This window comes from Pseudomonas sp. Pseusp16 (genome assembly GCF_047324915.1).
GTDB classification, from domain to species: Bacteria; Pseudomonadota; Gammaproteobacteria; order Pseudomonadales; family Pseudomonadaceae; genus Aquipseudomonas; species Aquipseudomonas fluorescens_CD.
Map to the genome: position 1 here is coordinate 5,714,593 of NZ_CP168522.1, position 18,063 is coordinate 5,732,655.

At 59.5% G+C, this 18,063-nt stretch carries 18 protein-coding genes; 12 read left to right on the top strand and 6 right to left on the bottom strand.

Features of this window, described 5'->3' with window-relative positions; genetic code table 11:
* The first annotated feature begins 18 nt into the window (after nt 1-18).
* The 6 genes from ACEN8Q_RS25860 to trpE all read left to right on the top strand — a co-directional run bounded on the left by ACEN8Q_RS25860 (nt 19) and on the right by trpE (nt 6,625).
* Nucleotides 19-1,266, top strand: coding sequence for an ABC transporter permease (locus tag ACEN8Q_RS25860; protein WP_057396328.1), 1,248 nt, complete (start codon nt 19-21; stop codon nt 1,264-1,266).
* A 12-nt stretch (nt 1,267-1,278) separates the two neighbouring features.
* A complete protein-coding gene (locus ACEN8Q_RS25865) occupies nt 1,279-2,103 on the top strand; it encodes an ABC transporter permease (RefSeq protein ID WP_008017428.1) in 825 nt (274 codons plus the stop codon).
* A 242-nt stretch (nt 2,104-2,345) separates the two neighbouring features.
* Nucleotides 2,346-3,494, top strand: a complete 1,149-nt coding sequence (locus tag ACEN8Q_RS25870; RefSeq protein ID WP_413703930.1) for an iron-containing alcohol dehydrogenase — start codon at nt 2,346-2,348, stop codon at nt 3,492-3,494.
* 90 nt (nt 3,495-3,584) lie between these two features.
* Nucleotides 3,585-4,259: a ribulose-phosphate 3-epimerase gene (gene rpe, locus ACEN8Q_RS25875; RefSeq protein ID WP_413424195.1), complete on the top strand. Its 675-nt coding sequence runs from the start codon at nt 3,585-3,587 to the stop codon at nt 4,257-4,259.
* The gene (locus ACEN8Q_RS25880) at nt 4,256-5,074 is read left to right on the top strand and encodes a phosphoglycolate phosphatase (protein WP_413424197.1); all 819 of its coding nucleotides are present in this window, start codon (nt 4,256-4,258) and stop codon (nt 5,072-5,074) included. The genes rpe and ACEN8Q_RS25880 overlap by 4 nt, the downstream gene beginning before the upstream one ends.
* A gap of 69 nt (nt 5,075-5,143) precedes the next feature.
* Complete coding sequence (gene trpE, locus ACEN8Q_RS25885; RefSeq protein WP_413424199.1) at nt 5,144-6,625, top strand: anthranilate synthase component I; 1,482 nt, start codon at nt 5,144-5,146, stop codon at nt 6,623-6,625.
* Nucleotides 6,626-6,696: 71 nt separating this feature from the next.
* Here the strand turns inward: trpE and estP are convergent, their stop codons facing one another.
* Nucleotides 6,697-8,607, bottom strand: a complete 1,911-nt coding sequence (gene estP, locus ACEN8Q_RS25890) for an esterase EstP (protein WP_413703931.1) — start codon at nt 8,605-8,607, stop codon at nt 6,697-6,699.
* 408 nt (nt 8,608-9,015) lie between these two features.
* Here estP and ACEN8Q_RS25895 point away from each other — a divergent pair, with 408 nt between their 5' ends.
* The 4 genes from ACEN8Q_RS25895 (at nt 9,016) to ACEN8Q_RS25910 (ending at nt 12,349) form a co-directional block, all read left to right on the top strand.
* Nucleotides 9,016-9,609 carry an aminodeoxychorismate/anthranilate synthase component II gene (locus ACEN8Q_RS25895; protein WP_007980194.1) on the top strand — a complete coding sequence of 198 codons (594 nt, stop codon included), beginning with the start codon at nt 9,016-9,018 and terminating at the stop codon, nt 9,607-9,609.
* Between the two features lie 9 nt (nt 9,610-9,618).
* Nucleotides 9,619-10,668 carry an anthranilate phosphoribosyltransferase gene (trpD, locus tag ACEN8Q_RS25900; protein WP_223548332.1) on the top strand — a complete coding sequence of 350 codons (1,050 nt, stop codon included), beginning with the start codon at nt 9,619-9,621 and terminating at the stop codon, nt 10,666-10,668.
* Nucleotides 10,665-11,501 carry an indole-3-glycerol phosphate synthase TrpC gene (trpC, locus tag ACEN8Q_RS25905; protein ID WP_008017435.1) on the top strand — a complete coding sequence of 279 codons (837 nt, stop codon included), beginning with the start codon at nt 10,665-10,667 and terminating at the stop codon, nt 11,499-11,501. The genes trpD and trpC overlap by 4 nt, the downstream gene beginning before the upstream one ends.
* A gap of 146 nt (nt 11,502-11,647) precedes the next feature.
* Entirely contained in the window at nt 11,648-12,349 is a 702-nt protein-coding gene (locus tag ACEN8Q_RS25910) for a biotin/lipoate A/B protein ligase family protein (protein ID WP_413424204.1), read from the top strand.
* 10 nt (nt 12,350-12,359) lie between these two features.
* On the opposite strand, the gene crp is transcribed toward ACEN8Q_RS25910, so the two are convergent.
* Nucleotides 12,360-13,004, bottom strand: a complete 645-nt coding sequence (gene crp, locus ACEN8Q_RS25915; protein ID WP_322615055.1) for a cAMP-activated global transcriptional regulator CRP — start codon at nt 13,002-13,004, stop codon at nt 12,360-12,362.
* A gap of 228 nt (nt 13,005-13,232) precedes the next feature.
* Between crp and ACEN8Q_RS25920 the strand changes: the two genes are divergently transcribed.
* Both ACEN8Q_RS25920 and speD read left to right on the top strand, forming a co-directional pair.
* Nucleotides 13,233-13,655: an OsmC family protein gene (locus tag ACEN8Q_RS25920; protein ID WP_007994936.1), complete on the top strand. Its 423-nt coding sequence runs from the start codon at nt 13,233-13,235 to the stop codon at nt 13,653-13,655.
* A gap of 239 nt (nt 13,656-13,894) precedes the next feature.
* A complete protein-coding gene (speD, locus tag ACEN8Q_RS25925) occupies nt 13,895-14,686 on the top strand; it encodes an adenosylmethionine decarboxylase (RefSeq protein WP_007986012.1) in 792 nt (263 codons plus the stop codon).
* 194 nt (nt 14,687-14,880) lie between these two features.
* On the opposite strand, the gene coq7 is transcribed toward speD, so the two are convergent.
* From coq7 to ACEN8Q_RS25945, 4 genes are all read right to left on the bottom strand, one after another.
* Nucleotides 14,881-15,528 (bottom strand): 2-polyprenyl-3-methyl-6-methoxy-1,4-benzoquinone monooxygenase, encoded by a 648-nt coding sequence (gene coq7, locus ACEN8Q_RS25930; RefSeq protein WP_008051652.1) that lies wholly within the window; start codon nt 15,526-15,528, stop codon nt 14,881-14,883.
* Between the two features lie 210 nt (nt 15,529-15,738).
* Nucleotides 15,739-16,077: a histidine triad nucleotide-binding protein gene (locus tag ACEN8Q_RS25935; protein WP_007906873.1), complete on the bottom strand. Its 339-nt coding sequence runs from the start codon at nt 16,075-16,077 to the stop codon at nt 15,739-15,741.
* Between the two features lie 80 nt (nt 16,078-16,157).
* Entirely contained in the window at nt 16,158-16,946 is a 789-nt protein-coding gene (locus tag ACEN8Q_RS25940) for an SDR family NAD(P)-dependent oxidoreductase (RefSeq protein ID WP_413424207.1), read from the bottom strand.
* 61 nt (nt 16,947-17,007) lie between these two features.
* The gene (locus tag ACEN8Q_RS25945; protein ID WP_413703932.1) at nt 17,008-17,973 is read right to left on the bottom strand and encodes a DUF805 domain-containing protein; all 966 of its coding nucleotides are present in this window, start codon (nt 17,971-17,973) and stop codon (nt 17,008-17,010) included.
* Nucleotides 17,974-18,063: the final 90 nt, after the last annotated feature.

Here is an 18,063-nt window from a genome sequence, read left to right on the forward strand (position 1 = left end):
AGATTTCCGGAGTACGCCATGGCTATCGCCGTTCCCGTGAACGCGGGCACTGACCCCACCTTGAAGCAGCGGCTCAAGCACGCCGAGCGGGTCAACCGCTGGAAGGCCCAGGCGTTGATTGCGCCGCTGGTGCTGTTTCTGTTGCTGGTGTTTCTGGTGCCGATCGTGGCGCTGCTCTACAAAAGCGTTGGCAACCCGGAAGTGGTCGGCGGCATGCCGCGCACCGTGACGGCCATCGCCAGTTGGGACGGCCGCGGCCTGCCCGCTGAACCGGTTTACAAAGCGGCGGCCGAAGACCTCGCCGACGCTCGCAAGAATCAGACCCTGGGTGATCTGTCCAAACGCCTGAACATGGAGCTGGCAGGTTATCGCAGCCTGCTGACCAAAACCGCCCGCGCCCTGCCGCTCGCCACTGAGCCGGCTTCTTATAAAGAAGCGCTGGAAGGCCTCGATGAGCGTTGGGGCGACCCGGCCTACTGGCAAGCGGTGCGCCGCAACACCAGCAGCATCACCCCGTATTACCTGCTGGCCGCTGTCGATCATCGCATCGATGACCTCGGTGAAATCGCCCCGGCCACCCCGGATCAGGCGATCTACCTCGACATCTTCGCCCGCACCTTCTGGATGGGCCTGATCATCACGGTGATCTGCCTGGTGCTGGCGTATCCCCTGGCTTACCTGTTGGCGAACCTGCCGTCGCGGCAGAGCAACCTGCTGATGATTCTGGTGCTGTTGCCGTTCTGGACCTCGATCCTGGTGCGGGTCGCGGCGTGGATCGTGTTGCTGCAATCGGGTGGCCTGATCAACAGCGGCCTGATGGCGATGGGCATCATCGATAAGCCGATCGAGCTGGTGTTCAACCGCGTCGGTGTCTACATCTCCATGGTGCACATCCTGCTGCCGTTCATGATCCTGCCGATCTACAGCGTGATGAAAGGCATTTCGCCGACCTACATGCGTGCCGCGATTTCCCTCGGCTGCCATCCGTTCGCCAGCTTCTGGCGGGTGTATTTCCCGCAGACCTATGCCGGTGTCGGCGCCGGTTGCCTGTTGGTGTTCATCCTCGCCATCGGCTACTACATCACCCCGGCATTGCTGGGCAGCCCGAATGATCAGATGGTCAGCTATTTCGTCGCCTTCTACACCAACACCAGCATCAACTGGGGCATGGCGACCGCACTCGGTGGGCTGCTGCTGTTGGCGACCGTGGTGCTTTATCTGATTTACAGCTGGCTGGTAGGCGCCAGTCGCCTGCGCCTGAGCTAAGGAGAGAACGAAATGCTGAGTCCTTATATGTCGCCCATCGAACGGGTGTGGTTCTACAGCTTGCGGATTCTCTGCGGCTTGATCCTGTTGTTCCTGATTCTGCCGGTGTTGGTGATCATTCCGCTGTCGTTCAACTCCGGCAGTTTCCTGGTGTACCCGCTGCAAGGTTTTTCGCTGCACTGGTATCAGGACTTCTTTGCCTCGGCGGAATGGATGCGTTCGTTGAAGAACAGCATGATCGTGGCCCCGGCAGCGACCGTGTTGGCGATGATCTTCGGTACGCTGGCGGCGATCGGCCTGACTCGGGGAGACTTCCCGGGCAAGGCGCTGGTGATGGCGCTGGTGATTTCGCCGATGGTGGTGCCGGTGGTGATCATCGGTGTGGCCAGTTACCTGACCTTCGCTCCACTGGGATTCGGCAACAGCTATACCTCGCTGATCGTGGTGCACGCCGTGCTGGGCGTGCCGTTCGTGATCATCACGGTGTCGGCGACCTTGCAGGGGTTCAACCACAACCTGGTGCGGGCCGCTGCGAGCCTGGGTGCTTCGCCGCTGACCACGTTCCGCCGGGTGACCTTGCCGCTGATCGCGCCGGGCGTGATCTCGGGGGCGTTGTTTGCCTTCGCGACTTCGTTCGATGAGGTGGTGGTGACGCTGTTCCTCGCAGGTCCCGAGCAAGCGACTCTGCCACGGCAGATGTTCAGCGGCATCCGCGAAAACCTCAGCCCGACCATCGCCGCCGCCGCGACGCTGCTGATTGCCTTCTCGGTGATCCTGCTGCTGACCCTGGAATGGCTGCGTGGGCGTAGCGAGAAATTGCGTACTGCGCAGGTCTGAAGCCACACACCGATCGGCTGTAACTGTAGGTGTAGGAGCGAGCTTGCTCGCGATGTACCTTAGAGCGACGCGGGCATTCAGAAGGCCCGCGTTATCGTTGGCGACCATCGCGAGTAAGCTCGCTCCTACAGTGTTTTTTGGTGTCCCCGGAAACCTTGGTCATTCATGACCTGAATACCAGCCAACCCCAAATCCCCAGCTACTCTTGTGCCCAGCTCCCCTACCTATAAGAGGCTGCGCACATGAGTCTTTCCTCTTTCAAAATCGCTCACAAATTGATCACTGGCGCAGGTGCCATCGAGCAACTGTCCGCCGAGCTGGCACGCCTGGACATCGACAACCCGCTGATCGTCACCGATGCCGCCCTGGTCAAGTCCGGCACCGTGGAGCTGGCACTGGCGCAGTTGGGCGAACGCAGCTACGAGATTTTCGACCGGGTACTGCCGGACCCGGAAATCGCCATCGTCGAAGACTGCATGCAGGTCTATCGCGACGGCGGGCATGATGGACTGATCGGCCTGGGCGGCGGCAGCGCCATCGACATTGCCAAGAGCGTGGCGGCCTATGCCGGCTACCACGGCGCGCTGGAGGATCTGTTCGGTATTGATCAGGTTCCGCGCAAAGGCCCGCCGCTGATCGCCATCCCGACCACGGCGGGTACCGGCTCGGAGGTGACCAACGTCGCCATCCTTTCCGACAAGGTTGCGCAACTGAAGAAGGGCATTGTCAGTGACTACCTGCTGCCGGACGTGGCGCTGGTCAGCCCGCAAATGACCCTGACCTGTCCGCGCAGTGTCACCGCCGCCAGCGGCGTCGATGCACTGGTGCATGCCATCGAGTCCTTTCTGTCGGTCAATGCATCGCCGATTACTGATGCGCTGGCTATCGGCGCGATCAAACTGATCGCCAAGGCTTTGCCAAAGGCCTATGCCAATCCTTCCAACCTGCAGGCCCGTGAAGACATGGCCACCGCCAGCCTGATGGCGGGCATGGCGTTCGGCAATGCCGGGGTTGGCGCGGTGCATGCGCTGGCGTATCCGCTGGGCGGGCGTTTCAACATCGCTCATGGTGTCAGTAATGCCTTGTTACTGTCCCATGTCATGACCTGGAACAAGATGGCCTGCATCGAACGCATGCAGGATATAGCCGAGGCCATGGGCGTGAAGACCGCGCATTTGAGTGCCAATGAAGCGGCCGACAAAGCCGTGGAGGCCATGAGCGCATTGTGCGCTGCTGTGGAAATCCCGTCTGGTTTGCGCAGTTTCGGGGTTCCCGAGGATGCAATCCCGGCCATGGCCATGGAAGCCGCGGAGATCGAACGTCTGATGCGCAATAACCCGCGCAAACTGAGTGCTGTCGATATCGAGAAGATCTACCGCGCGGCTTATTAGGCCACCCCAATCATCGCGGTCACGGTGCGCGCGTCAAAGCATGAGGTATACAATGCGCGCCATCGTGATTCTGCTCAGAAAAGGTGCGTCATGCAGCCCTTCGTAATTGCTCCGTCGATTCTCTCCGCCGACTTCGCCCGCCTGGGTGAGGAAGTGGACAACGTCCTGGCCGCCGGCGCCGACTTCGTGCACTTCGATGTCATGGACAACCACTATGTGCCGAACCTGACCATCGGCCCGATGGTCTGCTCGGCGCTGCGCAAGTACGGCGTGACCGCGCCGATCGACGCGCACCTGATGGTCAGCCCGGTGGACCGCATCGTGGGCGACTTCATCGAAGCCGGCGCGACGTACATCACCTTTCACCCGGAAGCCACCCGGCACGTTGACCGCTCCCTGCAACTGATCCGCGAAGGCGGCTGCAAGTCGGGCCTGGTGTTCAACCCGGCGACCCCGCTGGACGTGCTCAAGCACGTGATGGACAAGGTCGACATGATCCTGCTGATGAGCGTCAACCCGGGCTTCGGCGGGCAGAAGTTCATCCCCAGCACCCTCGACAAATTGCGTGAGGCACGGGCGTTGATCGATGCGTCCGGTCGTGACATTCGCCTGGAAATCGACGGCGGCGTGAACGTGAACAACATTCGCGAAATCGCAGCGGCCGGTGCCGACACCTTCGTCGCCGGCTCGGCCATCTTCAATGCGCCGAACTATCAGGAAGTCATCGAAAGGATGCGTTCCGAACTGGCGCTGGCTCGCCCATGAGTGGTTTTGAGCAGCTGTTCCCGGGCCGCCTGCCGCGTCTGGTGATGTTCGATCTGGATGGCACGCTGGTCGATTCGGTCCCGGATCTCGCCGCGGCAGTGGACAACATGCTGCTCAAACTCGGGCGCCAGCCTGTCGGCATCGAGTCGGTGCGTGACTGGGTCGGCAACGGTGTGCACATGCTGGTACGCCGGGCGCTGGCCAATCACATCGACGCCGAGGGTGTCGATGAGATCGAAGCCGAACATGCCCTGGAACTGTTCAACGGCTTTTATGAGGACGGTCACGAGCTGACGGTGGTTTACCCCGGCGTGCGCGATACTCTCAAATGGCTGCAAAAGCAGGGCGTCGAGATGGCGCTGATCACCAACAAGCCGGAGCGTTTCGTCGCGCCGTTGCTGGATCAGATGAAAATCGGTCGTTATTTCCGCTGGATCATCGGCGGCGATACCCTGCCACAGAAAAAACCCGATCCGGCCGCGCTGTTTTTCGTGATGAAAATGGCCAACATTCCGGCTTCGCAGTCGTTGTTCGTTGGCGATTCGCGCAGCGATGTGCTGGCGGCGAAAGCGGCGGGGGTCAAGTGCGTGGCCCTGAGTTATGGCTATAACCACGGCCGGCCGATTGCCGAAGAGTCGCCGGCGTTGGTGATCGACGATCTGCGCAAGCTAATTCCCGGTTGCCTGGATCCGGCCGCTGAGATAACGTTGGTCGACGCTGTCAAACCCCCTTCTGGAAACGCCATCGTGGTGGTCACTCGCAAACTCTGGATGAAAGTCATCAAGGCCCTGGCCCGCTGGCGTTGGCGCGCCTGACTTGATCCTGGCCGGTTTCCGGCGCGTTTGCATACCTGACTGTTCGACCCTCAAGCCACGAGGCACCTCATGATCCGCGAAGAATTCCTGCGTTTGGCCGCTGCCGGCTACAACCGCATCCCGCTTGCCTGCGAAACCCTGGCCGACTTCGACACGCCGCTGTCGATCTACCTGAAGCTGGCCGACGAGCCTAATTCCTACTTGCTGGAGTCTGTACAGGGCGGCGAGAAGTGGGGGCGTTACTCGATCATCGGGTTGCCGTGCCGCACCGTGCTGCGGGTTCACGACCACCACGTGAGCGTGACCGTCGATGGTGTCGAGACCGAAAGCCACGACGTGGAAGACCCGCTGGCCTTCGTCGAAGCCTTCAAGGCTCGCTACAATGTGCCGACCATTGCCGGCCTGCCGCGCTTCAATGGCGGCCTGGTGGGCTACTTCGGTTATGACTGCGTGCGTTACGTGGAAAAGCGTCTGGGCAAGTGCCCGAACCCGGATCCGCTGGGCGTGCCGGACATTCTGCTGATGGTCTCCGACGCCGTCGTGGTGTTCGACAACCTCGCTGGCAAGATGCACGCCATCGTACTGGCCGACCCGGCTCAGGAAGACGCCTTCGAGCAAGGTCGCGCTCGCCTGGAAGAGCTCCTGGAAAAGCTGCGTCAGCCGATCACCCCGCGCCGTGGCCTGGACTTCAGCAAGCAGCAAGCGGCTGACCCGGTGTTTCGCTCCAGCTTCACCCAGGACGATTACGAAAGAGCCGTCGACACCATCAAGGAATACATCCTGGCCGGTGACTGCATGCAGGTCGTGCCGTCCCAGCGCATGTCGATTGATTTCAAGGCAGCACCCATCGATCTGTATCGCGCGCTGCGCTGCTTCAACCCGACGCCTTACATGTACTTCTTCAACTTCGGCGACTTCCACGTCGTCGGCAGTTCGCCGGAAGTGCTGGTACGGGTCGAAGACAACCTGATCACCGTGCGTCCGATTGCCGGCACCCGTCCGCGCGGGGCCAACGAAGAGGCTGATCTGGCACTGGAAAAAGACCTGCTGTCGGATGCCAAGGAAATTGCCGAGCACTTGATGCTGATCGACCTCGGTCGTAACGACACCGGTCGCGTATCGGAGATCGGTTCGGTGAAGCTCACCGAGAAGATGGTGATCGAGCGTTACTCCAACGTGATGCACATCGTGTCGAACGTCACCGGGCAGCTGAAAGCCGGGCTGACGGCAATGGACGCGCTGCGAGCGATTCTGCCGGCGGGCACTTTGTCCGGTGCGCCGAAGATTCGCGCGATGGAAATCATCGACGAGCTGGAGCCGGTCAAGCGGGGTGTCTACGGCGGTGCGGTCGGTTACTTCGCCTGGAACGGCAACATGGACACCGCCATTGCGATCCGCACGGCGGTGATCAAGAACGGCGAACTGCATGTGCAGGCCGGTGGCGGCATCGTCGCCGACTCGGTGCCGGCGCTGGAATGGGAAGAAACCCTGAACAAGCGCCGCGCAATGTTCCGTGCCGTTGCCCTGGCCGAACAAACGCCGAACGCCTGATTCCACAAGGGTTACACCCCCATAAAAAACGCGGCGCCTGTGAGGGCGCCGCGTTTTTTATTGCCTGCACATCAGAAGTCCAGCGCAACACCTACGTTGATGCCTTGTTGGGTGAAGTCGTCGTCCTTGCGAATGTTGTAGCTGGCGCGCAGTGCCAGGTCCCGGGTGAGGTTGTGGCTCACGCCCAGGTTCAGGCGGCTCAGGTGCGATTGCGGGGTGTAGCCTTGCAGCGTGAACTGATTGTTCGGCAGGCTGTTGAGGTTGATGCCCACGTTCTGGGTGTCGTCGTTGTACTCGCGCTCGACAGCCACTTCGCCGAAGACCTGGGTTTGCGGGGTGAACTGGTATTTGCCCTGCAGACCAGCGCCCAGGCGGCGGGAAATGCGGTCCTGATCGGCGAAGGTCAGCGCCGTGGAGTCGTTGCCGTCTTCAGAGTAACCGTCGACTTGCACCTTGGCGAAATCGGCGCTGACAAACGGCGACAGATGCCAGGGGCTGCTGGCCTGTTGTGCAATGTCGTAACCCAGGCGAGCGCTGAAAGCTTCGACGTAGCCGCTGGTATCGCCTTTTTCGCCGCGTTCATTGACGCCCAACTGGAATTTGCGCTTGAGGCTGTCGTAATCCAGATGCCCGGCCGTCAATGCCGCGTCGGCCCACACACGGTTTTGCTGGTATTGGGCGAATACCGTGCCCAGGTAAGTGTTGAGCTTGTAGTCGGAATCGTTGCTGCCGGCTTCAAGCTTCTGGTTATAGAAGCCGGCCGCCAGACCGACGCGCCAGGCATCATCAAGACGATAACTGCCACCGATGTTCAGGTTGGCTCCGTTGCCGTCGGCACTGACCGCGCTGTCCTGACCGTCAAAGTCCTGATGCTGTCCGCCGCCGGCAACAATGGCTCGCCATTGGCCGACGCCTTGCCAGTTTTCCCAATCGGCCAGCCACTGATTGCGCAATTCATCCTGATGCGCGCGCACGGTGCCCTGGGCCATTTCCGGCAGCAAGGTCAGCTCCCACGGCGCTGCCAACAGGGAGTACGCGTAATCGGCAATCAGGCGTTGCCCGGCTTCGGTGGGGTGCACAGAGTCGTTGAAGATCAGCTTGGTCGGGTCCGGCGTGGCGCTGTTGATGCCGTATCGGGCATTCTCGGTGCAACCGTTGCCGCTGAAGCAGGTGGTGATGAGGTTCTGGTCGGTGGCCAGGCCAAACTGTGCCGGGTTGGCGAACGTCTCTTTGAGCAGTACCGGAATGTTGAGCGGGATGACTGAGGCATTGATGTTTTGCAGTCGGCTTACCAGTTCAGTGTTGAACTGGGTGCTGAGCTGGGACGTGAACGCTTGCAGCGGGGTGCCATTGAATGCCGGGGTAAAGCCGATATCGGGCAGCAACCAGACCATGACGTATTTGGCGCCGGCGGTTTGCAGCGCCTGCACGCTGTCGGCCAGTCTGTCAGCTGCGGCGCTGGCCTGGGGCAGGCTGGTGACGCGCCCCTGGAGGAAGTCGTTGCCGCCGCCTGACAGGTAATACAGCGCATTCGGGTCGGCGCGGAAGTTGTTCGACGGCAGGTATCCGGCTCGGGTGCGAGCGCCGGTGTCGGAAGTGCTGGTGATCGAATCCAGAATCTGATCCGTGCGGTAGCCGCCGACGGCCCAGTTGTTGCCATCCGGCTGGCCGTTGCTGGCGCGCACTGCCGAAGATGAGGACGCGGTCTGGTCCGCCGAGAATCCCAGTTTTCCACCCAGTATCTGCGTGGAGTTGAGCGAGCGGACTTCGCCGCTGCCATCCAGGTACACCGGCCCCGTACGGTTGGTAAAGCGTTGTGTCTCCCCGGAAGGCCCGCCAGTGTCGGCAAAGGTCCCGGCGTCGTTGAGGCTGTCCCCGAAGACAATGTAGCTTGTATAAGGATTGGGAGCGGCGTTCGCCTGGGCGCATGCCATAGCGAGCAAGCATCCTGCGAGCGGTACAAACAACGACTGTTTGATCATGAGCAAGTCCGTTTATTTATTGTTGTAGTGAACGAAACGACAGTACCAAAAACTTTCGGCCTTTTGCCATCTGTCGCGAAGCCTTTAAGAGTTTCGCGGGCAGTACCCCCGGCGATATTGCACGCTCTGCCCAGCTAAGTTACTGTGCCGGGACGTACGAATGAGACCTTCCCCGTGTTGATCATCAGTAAACTCCTGGATCAAGTCATCAAGGCACACGCCCGCTGGCGTTGGCGCGCCTGAATTCTTTTGCCGGCCTGGCCGGACCTGTACCGCTTTGCCTTCTTTACCTGTTTGAAATGCCGCTTTGCTGGCGCTACTCCGGCACCTGACAAAGTGCAGCGCTCTGCGGGTCAATCATTCGAAGGCCATCTTTAAAGTCAGTGAATTCAAGAGGTTCTTAACGCCATGTTGCTGATGATCGATAACTACGACTCCTTTACCTACAACGTTGTGCAGTACCTGGGCGAGCTCGGCTCCCAGGTCAAGGTCGTGCGCAACGATGAACTGACCATCGCTGAAATCGAAGCCCTCAATCCTGAGCGTATCGTTGTGTCCCCCGGTCCTTGCACCCCGACCGAAGCCGGTATTTCGATTGAAGCGATCAAGCATTTCGCCGGCAAACTGCCGATTCTTGGCGTCTGCCTTGGCCACCAATCCATCGGCCAGGCCTTTGGCGGTGACGTGGTGCGTGCCCGTCAAGTGATGCACGGTAAGACTAGCCCGGTATTTCACGAGGACAAGGGCGTATTCGCAGGCCTGAATCGCCCGCTGACGGTGACCCGCTATCATTCATTGATCGTCAAGCGTGAAACCCTGCCCGATTGCCTGGAGCTGACGGCCTGGACCCAGCTCGAAGACGGCTCGGTCGACGAGATCATGGGCCTGCGTCACAAGACCCTGAACATCGAGGGCGTGCAGTTTCACCCGGAATCGATTCTCACCGAGCAGGGCCACGAACTGTTCGCCAACTTCCTCAAACAAACCGGCGGCACGCGCTAAGGACTTTTCATGAACATCAAGACAGCCCTGAGCCGCATCGTCGATCACCTCGACCTCAGTACCGATGAAATGCGCGACGTCATGCGCGAAATCATGACCGGGCAATGCTCCGACGCGCAGATTGGCGCGTTCATGATGGCCATGCGCATGAAGAGCGAAAGCATCGACGAAATCGTCGGTGCCGTGTCGGTGATGCGCGAGCTGGCGGACAAGGTCGAACTCAAGACACTCGACGGTGTGGTCGATGTGGTCGGCACCGGCGGTGACGGTGCGAACATCTTCAACGTGTCGACCGCGGCTGCGTTCGTGGTTTCCGCTGCTGGCTGCACCGTGGCCAAACATGGCAACCGTGCAGTCTCGGGCAAGAGCGGCAGTGCTGATCTGCTGGAGGCGGCCGGCATTTACCTGAACCTGACGCCGGTGCAAGTGGCGCGTTGCATTGACAACGTTGGTATTGGTTTCATGTTTGCCCAGACTCATCACTCTGCGATGAAATACGCTGCAAGTCCGCGCCGTGAGCTGGGGCTGCGTACATTGTTCAACATGCTCGGCCCGCTTACGAATCCGGCCGGTGTGAAGCATCAGGTGGTAGGCGTATTCACCCAGGCCTTATGCCGGCCGCTGGCGGAAGTATTGCAGCGCCTGGGCAGCAAACATGTGCTGGTGGTGCATTCGAAGGATGGCCTGGATGAATTCAGCCTGGCAGCACCGACCTTCGTGGCAGAGTTGAAAAACGACCAGATCACCGAGTATTGGGTCGAGCCGGAAGACCTGGGCATGAAGAGCCAGAGCCTGCATGGCCTGGCGGTGGATAGCCCGGCGGCTTCCCTTGAGCTGATTCGTGATGCCCTGGGCAAGCGCAAGACGGAGAACGGTCAGAAAGCGGCCGAAATGATCATGCTCAATGCCGGTGCTGCGCTGTACGCCGCTGACCATGCCAGCAGTTTGAAAGAGGGAGTTGCACTTGCGCACGATGCGCTGCACACCGGTCTCGCTCGAGAGAAGCTCGAGGAACTGGGTGCGTTTACCGCGGTATTCAAAGTGGAGAATGAGGGATGAGTGTACCGACGGTTCTGGAAAACATTCTGGCCCGCAAGGTTCAGGAAGTCGCCGAGCGTAGCGCCCGTGTGAGCTTGAGCGAGCTGGAAAGTCTGGCCAAGGCGGCCGATGCACCCCGTGGTTTTGCCAAGGCATTGCTGGAGCAAGCCAAGAAAAAACAGCCAGCGGTGATTGCCGAAATCAAGAAAGCCTCGCCGAGCAAAGGCGTGATCCGCGAGAACTTCATTCCCGCCGATATTGCCAGAAGCTACGAAAAGGGCGGCGCGACCTGCCTGTCGGTACTCACCGACATCGACTACTTCCAGGGCGCCGATGCCTATCTGCAGCAGGCCCGTGCCGCGTGCAACCTGCCGGTGATCCGCAAGGACTTCATGATCGATCCGTACCAGATCGTCGAAGCCCGTGCGCTGGGCGCCGATTGCGTGCTGTTGATCGTCTCCGCGCTGGACGACGTGAAAATGGCCGAGCTGGCGGCCGTGGCCAAAAGCGTCAATCTCGATGTGCTGGTTGAAGTGCACGACGGCGACGAACTGGAGCGCGCGTTGAAAACCCTCGACACGCCGCTTGTCGGGGTCAACAACCGTAACCTGCACACCTTTGACGTCAGCCTGGAAACCACTCTTGACCTGTTGCCGCGTATCCCGCGTGATCGTCTGGTCATCACCGAGAGCGGCATCCTCAACCGTGCCGATGTCGAGTTGATGGAAATCAGCGACGTCTACGCGTTCCTGGTCGGTGAAGCGTTCATGCGTGCCGAAAGCCCGGGTACCGAGTTGCAGCGCCTGTTCTTCCCTGAGCGCGGTGTGCCCGTCAGCGGTTCTACACTCGACTGATTACCCGCAGATCGAGTTGACCCCTCCACGAGCAAGCCCGCTCCCACACAGAAATTTGCTAACACCAGAAATCCAGTGTGGGAGCGGGCTTGCTCGCGAAGGCGGCATAAGATGCACCACAGACTTCATGTCCTACGGAATAGCTTATGACCTCACCCATCCCCCTGACCATCGAAGCCGGCCTGCAAGCCGAGCAGGATCTGTTGGCCTCGGTCTGCGCCGGCGACGCCGAGTTCGGCCTGCTGTTCTGGCAGCCGACCGATCGGGCACTGGTCATGCCGCGCCGCTTGAATCGCTTGCCCGGTTTCGAAGCCGCGTGCGAAGTGTCGGCGGCGGCAGGTTGGCCGGTGCTGTTGCGTGAAACCGGTGGTGAGCCGGTGCCGCAATCGGCCTCGACCATCAACATCGCACTGGTTTACGCGCCGCCGCGCAGCGAAGGGGATTTGAACCGTATCGAGACCGGTTACCGGCGCTTGTGCGATCCGATCTGTCAGTTGCTCGATGAGTTGGGTGGCACTTCATCTCTGGGTGAAATCGAAGGCGCTTTCTGTGACGGTCGCTTCAACGTCAACCTCGATGGACGCAAAATGGTCGGTACCGCCCAGCGCTGGCGCCAGAGTCAGGGTGGGCAGCGTCCGGTGGGGCTGGTACATGGAGCGATGCTTCTGGATAACGAGCGAGAGTCGATGGTCGCCGCGGTCAATCGTTTCAATGAGGCCTGCGGTCTGGAGCAACGAGTCCGCGCCGAAAGTCACATTGCGCTGCATGAGAAGTTCAAGGCGCCCGATGCATTGGCGCGCCTCGATAAACTCTACCGGTTGATGCTGGCGCAGATGTTCAGCGGCTAGGTTTTCGAGCTTATCGCGTACCGAAGACCACCATGGTCTTGCCTTTGACGTCCACCAGGTTGCGTTCTTCCAGATCCTTGAGCACGCGACCGACCATCTCCCGGGAACAACCGACAATCCGCCCGATTTCCTGACGGGTCACCTTGATTTGCATGCCGTCGGGGTGAGTCATGGCGTCTGGCTGTTTGCACAGCTCCAGCAGGCAGCGGGCAACGCGGCCAGTCACGTCAAAAAATGCCAGGTCACCGACCTTGCGCGTGGTGTTGCGCAGGCGCTGTGCGATTTGTCCGCTGAGGACGTAAAGAATGTCCGGATCCTGCAGGGATAACTCGCGGAATTTTGCGTAGCTGATTTCCGCAACTTCGCATTCAACCTTGGCCCGCACCCAGGCACTGCGTTCCTGCTCCAGGCCGGCTTGCTCAAACAGGCCCAACTCGCCGAAAAAGTCCCCGGCGTTCAGGTAGGAAATGATCATTTCCCGGCCGTCGTCATCTTCAATCAGGATGGTGACTGAGCCTTTGAGGATGAAAAACAGCGTTTCCGAGCGGTCGCCAGCACAAATGATGTTGCTCTTGGCCTGATAACGGCGGCGCTGGCAATGCATCAACAGCTTGTCGAGGTTCTTGATCTTGGGGTTGGGGGCAATAGCAACCATGGTTGTATCCCGAAAAGACTGCACGGTATGTTTGGTTTTTATGAATAGTGAACGCTGGAGTAAAGCTGGCCATGCGCCATTGAATTGGCGTCAGCTTAACAGACACTTCCTGAAATATTCGAGCATTTACCTACAAGTTGGTGGGATATGTCCTAGGACGCCGGACGCTGTCAATCACGGGGCCTGTGCTAAGCTGGCGACCCTTTTTTATACAGTGGAGTCTTGGCGATGAAGGCACGCATCCAATGGGCTGGCGAAGCCATGTTCCTCGGCGAATCCGGTAGCGGTCATGTCGTGGTCATGGACGGTCCGCCCGATGCCGGTGGACGCAATCTGGGTGTCCGGCCGATGGAAATGCTGCTGCTGGGTGTCGGCGGTTGCAGCAATTTCGATGTGGTCAGCATCCTCAAGAAGTCCCGCCAGGCGGTCGAAAGCTGTGAAGCCTTCCTTGAAGCCGAGCGTGCGACCGAAGATCCAAAGGTGTTCACCAGGATCCACATGCACTTCGTGGTCAAGGGCCGCGGCCTGAAAGAAGCCCAGGTCAAGCGCGCCATCGAATTGTCTGCCGAGAAGTATTGCTCGGCCTCGATCATGCTCGGCGCGGCAGGCGTGGCAATCACCCACGACTACGAGATCATCGAGCTCGGTTGAATCGACATTCAACTATCATAAAAGCAGTGCAGACTCTGGCGAACACAAGCTGACGTCTGCATAATGCGCCACTTTTTTCAGGGTAGTGGCCCGTCAGCCGACAGGCCTCGTACCCGAACAGACAACCAAAATCGCCATCGCGAAGAGGTGTTAACCGTCCTACGCAGCTGCGTTGTTCGCATCTGACGGGCATGCTTGATCACGCGGCCTGGCCGCAAACACATAGAGAGTTTTTAACGGTGAAAAGCAAACTCAAGCTCCACGGGTTCAATAACCTGACAAAGACCTTGAGCTTCAACATCTATGACATCTGCTACGCGGAAACCCCGCAAGACCAGCAGGCTTACGTCGAGTACATCAATAAAGAGTACAACGCGAAGCGCCTGACGCAGATTCTCACGGAAGTTGTCGATATCATTGGTGCCAACATCCTGAACATTGCCAGTCAGGACTATGAGCCGCAGGGCGCCAGCGTCACGATCCTGATCTCCGAAGAGCCGGTAACCCCGACCGATAGTCAGATCGAAGAATCCCCGGGCCCGCTGCCCGAAATCATTCTGGCCCACCTCGACAAGAGCCACATCACGGTGCACACCTACCCGGAAATCCATCCGGTCAGCGGTATTGCAACTTTCCGTGTGGACATCGACGTGTCGACTTGCGGGGTCATTTCACCGCTTAAAGCGCTCAACTTCCTGATTCACCAGTTCGATTCGGACATCGTGACCGTGGACTACCGTGTGCGCGGCTTCACCCGTGACGTTGAAGGCAAAAAGCACTTCATCGACCATGAGATCAATTCGATCCAGAACTACCTCTCCGACGACACTTACGACGCGTACCAGATGACCGACGTGAACGTGTACCAGGAAAACCTGTTCCACACCAAGATGCTGCTGAAGAACTTCGAACTGGATAACTACCTGTTCGGCGATGCCACCAGCAACCTGTCCTCTGAGCAGCGCGCCCAGGTGACCGAGCGGGTGAAACACGAAATGCTCGAAATCTTCTACGCGCGCAACATGGCGTAAGCTTTTCAAGCACAAAAAAGGCGACTCCCTCACGGCAGTCGCCTTTTTTATTCTGGCTGGTGGTTCTTGTAGGAGCGAGCTTGCTCCGGGCGGCGTTCCGACGATGGACGTCAACGATAACGAGTGTTTGCTGCATTAACGCGTTGCCCTGACGTTTTTCGCGAGCCGGCTCGCTCCTACAAAAAAAAACAGAGTCAGATCCGGTAAGTACTCTTGGTCATCACCTTGGCCATCAGGCTCATCCCGAATTTCACCGGCGCCGGAAAACGGAACCCGCCAGCATCCAGTGCACTTTCGGCATGCTGTTCTTCATCGATACGCATCTGCTCAAGAATTGCCCGGGACTTTTCATCCTCGGCCGGCAATTGTTCCAGGTGTTCGTTCAGGTGTTTGCACACCTGGTCTTCCGTTGCCGCAACGAACCCCAGGCTGACTTTATCGCTGATCAGGCCTGCCACTGCGCCAATCCCGAAAGACATGCCATAAAACAGCGGATTGAGGATGCTGGTGTGGCTACCCAGTTGATGGATGCGTTGTTCGCACCAGACCAGGTGATCGATTTCTTCTTCGGCGGCATGTTCCATGGCAGCACGCACTTGCGGCAGTTTGGCGGTCAGCGCCTGCCCCTGATACAACGCCTGGGCACAGACTTCGCCGGTATGGTTGATGCGCATCAGGCCGGCAACGTGGCGTGTGTCTTCATCGCTCATTTTTGCATCCGGCTGCACGATGGCGGGCGACGGACGGTACGGCTGGCCGCTGAAGGGCAGCAGGGTACGCATCGCGGCATCGGCTTGCAGCAGAAGGCGGTCAATCGGCGAGTAGTGACGTTGGGTAGTCATGCTGACCTCCGGGGGAATTTCGGTGGCCAGTTTAACCCAAACGGCCGGGGAAGGATTGCGCTGGGTCATTGTGATGCAGAGGCTGTGACAGTCCTGTGATGCCCTTGTGGGAGCGGGCTTGCTCGCGAAGAGGGACTGACATTCAGCATCTATGCTGGCTGATACTCCGTCTTCGCGAGCAAGCCCGCTCCCACAAGGTGAGGCAGTAACTCAGCCCGGCGGCCAGTGCATCTGGCGCTGACCCAACACGTGCATATGAATGTGGTAGACGGTTTGTCCACCCAATTCATTGCAGTTCATGACCACCCGGAAACCTTCTTCACAGCCCAGTTCCAGGGCCAGACGCTGCGCGGTGAACAGAATGTGCCCGGCCAGCGCCTTATCGTCCTCGGTGAGGTCGTTGAGGGTGCGCACCGGTTTCTTCGGGACTACCAGGAAATGTACCGGTGCCTGTGGGGCGATGTCGTGGAAGGCCAGTACCTGGTCGTCCTCGTAAATGATCTTCGCCGGGATTTCCCGGTTGATGATCTTGGTGAACAGAGTATCCACAGCTGTTTTCTCCGTTGTTTGGGCTGGCCTGAGTGTACTCATGGCTTATGCCAGCGCCCAGCCTTTTACCTTGAGTTGGATCAGCGCGGGCAGTAAGCCTTGTTGACCATGCCGGCGATCGTGCGAGTCAGCCAGCGCGAGCCGAGCCTTGGCAGGAAGGCAAGCCAGCGGTTGCGCCGCCCCGGAATAATGATCGCGCGATTCTTTTCCAGTGCGCGTACGGTGTAGAGCGCCACTTCCTCGGGGCTCATCAACAAATTGCTGTTGGTCAGTTTGTCGCTGTTGAGTTGCGCGGTGCGGAAAAACGCCGTGCGGGTCGGTCCGGGGCAGAGCACGGAAACCTTGACCGCGCACTTTTTCAGCTCGACGCGCAATCCTTCGGAAAAGTGCAGCACATAGGCCTTGCTGGCGTAATAGGTACTCATCCACGGTCCCGGTTGAAACGCCGCCACCGAGGCCACATTCAGAATCTGCCCGCCGCCTTGCAGGGCCATGCTGTTGCCGATGGCGTGACACAGGCGGGTGAGGGCGAGGATGTTCACTTCGATCAGGTCTTGCTCGGTCATCCAGTCCTGGGCCAGAAACGGGCCGCATGTGCCGATACCGGCGCAGTTGACCAGCAGGTCGATCTGCCGGTCGCCTTCTTCCAGCTCCAGCAGGAATCCGGACAGGCGCAGCGGTTCGCCCAGGTCGCAGGCACGGAACAACACTTCCACACCGAACCTTTGGGTCAGTTCAATCGCAATGCTTTCCAGCTGATCACGTTGTCGGGCCACCAGAATCAGGCTGCGGCCGCGCCGGGCCAGCGCTTCGGCCATTGCCAGGCCGATGCCGCTGGAGGCGCCAGTGATCAGAGCGTAACGGGTCATGCAGTTCTCCATCGCAACAGCTCCGCGCCGCGACGCAGGTGTCACGGGCCAGGAGCGCTGTTCATTCTTTCGCAGAGTCTACAGGGGGCTGGGCCTCTTCGGCTGCATCGTTGGCGGAATTTGGCAGCGGTTCGACCTCGACGTCGATTTCATCCGTGATGACCGAACTGCTTTCGTAGCTACTCTGTGCGGCGCTTTTGTATCCTTCCCGTATCGCCGTGAGACCACCGGCCAGCGAGCCGAACAGAATCAGCGCGATAACAATCAGCCACAGCGAAGACAATACCTTGACCGCGGTACTGTTCGGCGGAGGCGGCGGGCCGTAGCGGTTGGCGGTGTCGTTGCCCGGTACGACCATGATCACGAACGGGAAGAAACTGCCAACGAACGGCACCAGGTTCAGCAGCCACAGCCAGCCGGACCAGCCGACATCGTGCAAACGTTGAACGGTGATCTGGATGCTGACGAATACAAATCCGACGAACAGGATCAAGGCCAGCATGCTGCCCAATATCAGGCCGGCGGTCGAATCCGCGCCGATGAGAGCCAGAGCGACCAATGCAAACACCCCGCAAACAGCCAGGAGCACAGTTGACAGCACCAACGTCCAGGCGAGGTAACGCAAGCGGCCGATTCGGCCATCGAAACTGAATGGCTTGAGTATGGCGAATTCCGCCACGGCTTCGCCGACGGGCGCGCGAGGTGGAGCGTAAGGAGACAGCGGATCTGCCAAAGGGGCCTGATTGCTGGCCGGAGTATGGTCATGCACGTCGGCGAGGTTCAACTCGATCGGTGTTTCGGCTTCGATGCGGGCGTCGATACCGGTTTTGCTCAGTGCCTGGAGGTAGGTCTGGGCATCGGCCTGCGACAGGTTGCGTTTGAGCGCTACCGGACGCCCGCTGAACAGGCGTTCGATGGCCGCGACATCGCTTTTGAACAAGTCGGCGAGGTTGAGCTTTGCAGTGGTGGTGTCGACACCGGGCAGCAAGCCACCCTCGAAGACGATCTTGAAACGGTTTTCGTCCATATTCGAGGCATCCTTGTCGCGAGCGGTTGAAAGAAGAATGTTGTGTCCGGGCGAGTGTAAGGCCAGCCGGGTGAGGCTGGCCAAGTTTTA

What these genes read in the sequence shown, in the direction of transcription:
- ACEN8Q_RS25860 (WP_057396328.1), top strand. Translation starts at nt 19, where the DNA reads ATGGCTATCGCCGTTCCCGTGAACGCGGGCACTGACCCCACCTTGAAG.
- ACEN8Q_RS25865 (WP_008017428.1), top strand. Translation starts at nt 1,279, where the DNA reads ATGCTGAGTCCTTATATGTCGCCCATCGAACGGGTGTGGTTCTACAGC.
- ACEN8Q_RS25870 (WP_413703930.1), top strand. Translation starts at nt 2,346, where the DNA reads ATGAGTCTTTCCTCTTTCAAAATCGCTCACAAATTGATCACTGGCGCA.
- rpe (WP_413424195.1), top strand. Translation starts at nt 3,585, where the DNA reads ATGCAGCCCTTCGTAATTGCTCCGTCGATTCTCTCCGCCGACTTCGCC.
- ACEN8Q_RS25880 (WP_413424197.1), top strand. Translation starts at nt 4,256, where the DNA reads ATGAGTGGTTTTGAGCAGCTGTTCCCGGGCCGCCTGCCGCGTCTGGTG.
- trpE (WP_413424199.1), top strand. Translation starts at nt 5,144, where the DNA reads ATGATCCGCGAAGAATTCCTGCGTTTGGCCGCTGCCGGCTACAACCGC.
- estP (WP_413703931.1), bottom strand. Translation starts at nt 8,607, where the DNA reads ATGATCAAACAGTCGTTGTTTGTACCGCTCGCAGGATGCTTGCTCGCT.
- ACEN8Q_RS25895 (WP_007980194.1), top strand. Translation starts at nt 9,016, where the DNA reads ATGTTGCTGATGATCGATAACTACGACTCCTTTACCTACAACGTTGTG.
- trpD (WP_223548332.1), top strand. Translation starts at nt 9,619, where the DNA reads ATGAACATCAAGACAGCCCTGAGCCGCATCGTCGATCACCTCGACCTC.
- trpC (WP_008017435.1), top strand. Translation starts at nt 10,665, where the DNA reads ATGAGTGTACCGACGGTTCTGGAAAACATTCTGGCCCGCAAGGTTCAG.
- ACEN8Q_RS25910 (WP_413424204.1), top strand. Translation starts at nt 11,648, where the DNA reads ATGACCTCACCCATCCCCCTGACCATCGAAGCCGGCCTGCAAGCCGAG.
- crp (WP_322615055.1), bottom strand. Translation starts at nt 13,004, where the DNA reads ATGGTTGCTATTGCCCCCAACCCCAAGATCAAGAACCTCGACAAGCTG.
- ACEN8Q_RS25920 (WP_007994936.1), top strand. Translation starts at nt 13,233, where the DNA reads ATGAAGGCACGCATCCAATGGGCTGGCGAAGCCATGTTCCTCGGCGAA.
- coq7 (WP_008051652.1), bottom strand. Translation starts at nt 15,528, where the DNA reads ATGACTACCCAACGTCACTACTCGCCGATTGACCGCCTTCTGCTGCAA.
- ACEN8Q_RS25940 (WP_413424207.1), bottom strand. Translation starts at nt 16,946, where the DNA reads ATGACCCGTTACGCTCTGATCACTGGCGCCTCCAGCGGCATCGGCCTG.
- ACEN8Q_RS25945 (WP_413703932.1), bottom strand. Translation starts at nt 17,973, where the DNA reads ATGGACGAAAACCGTTTCAAGATCGTCTTCGAGGGTGGCTTGCTGCCC.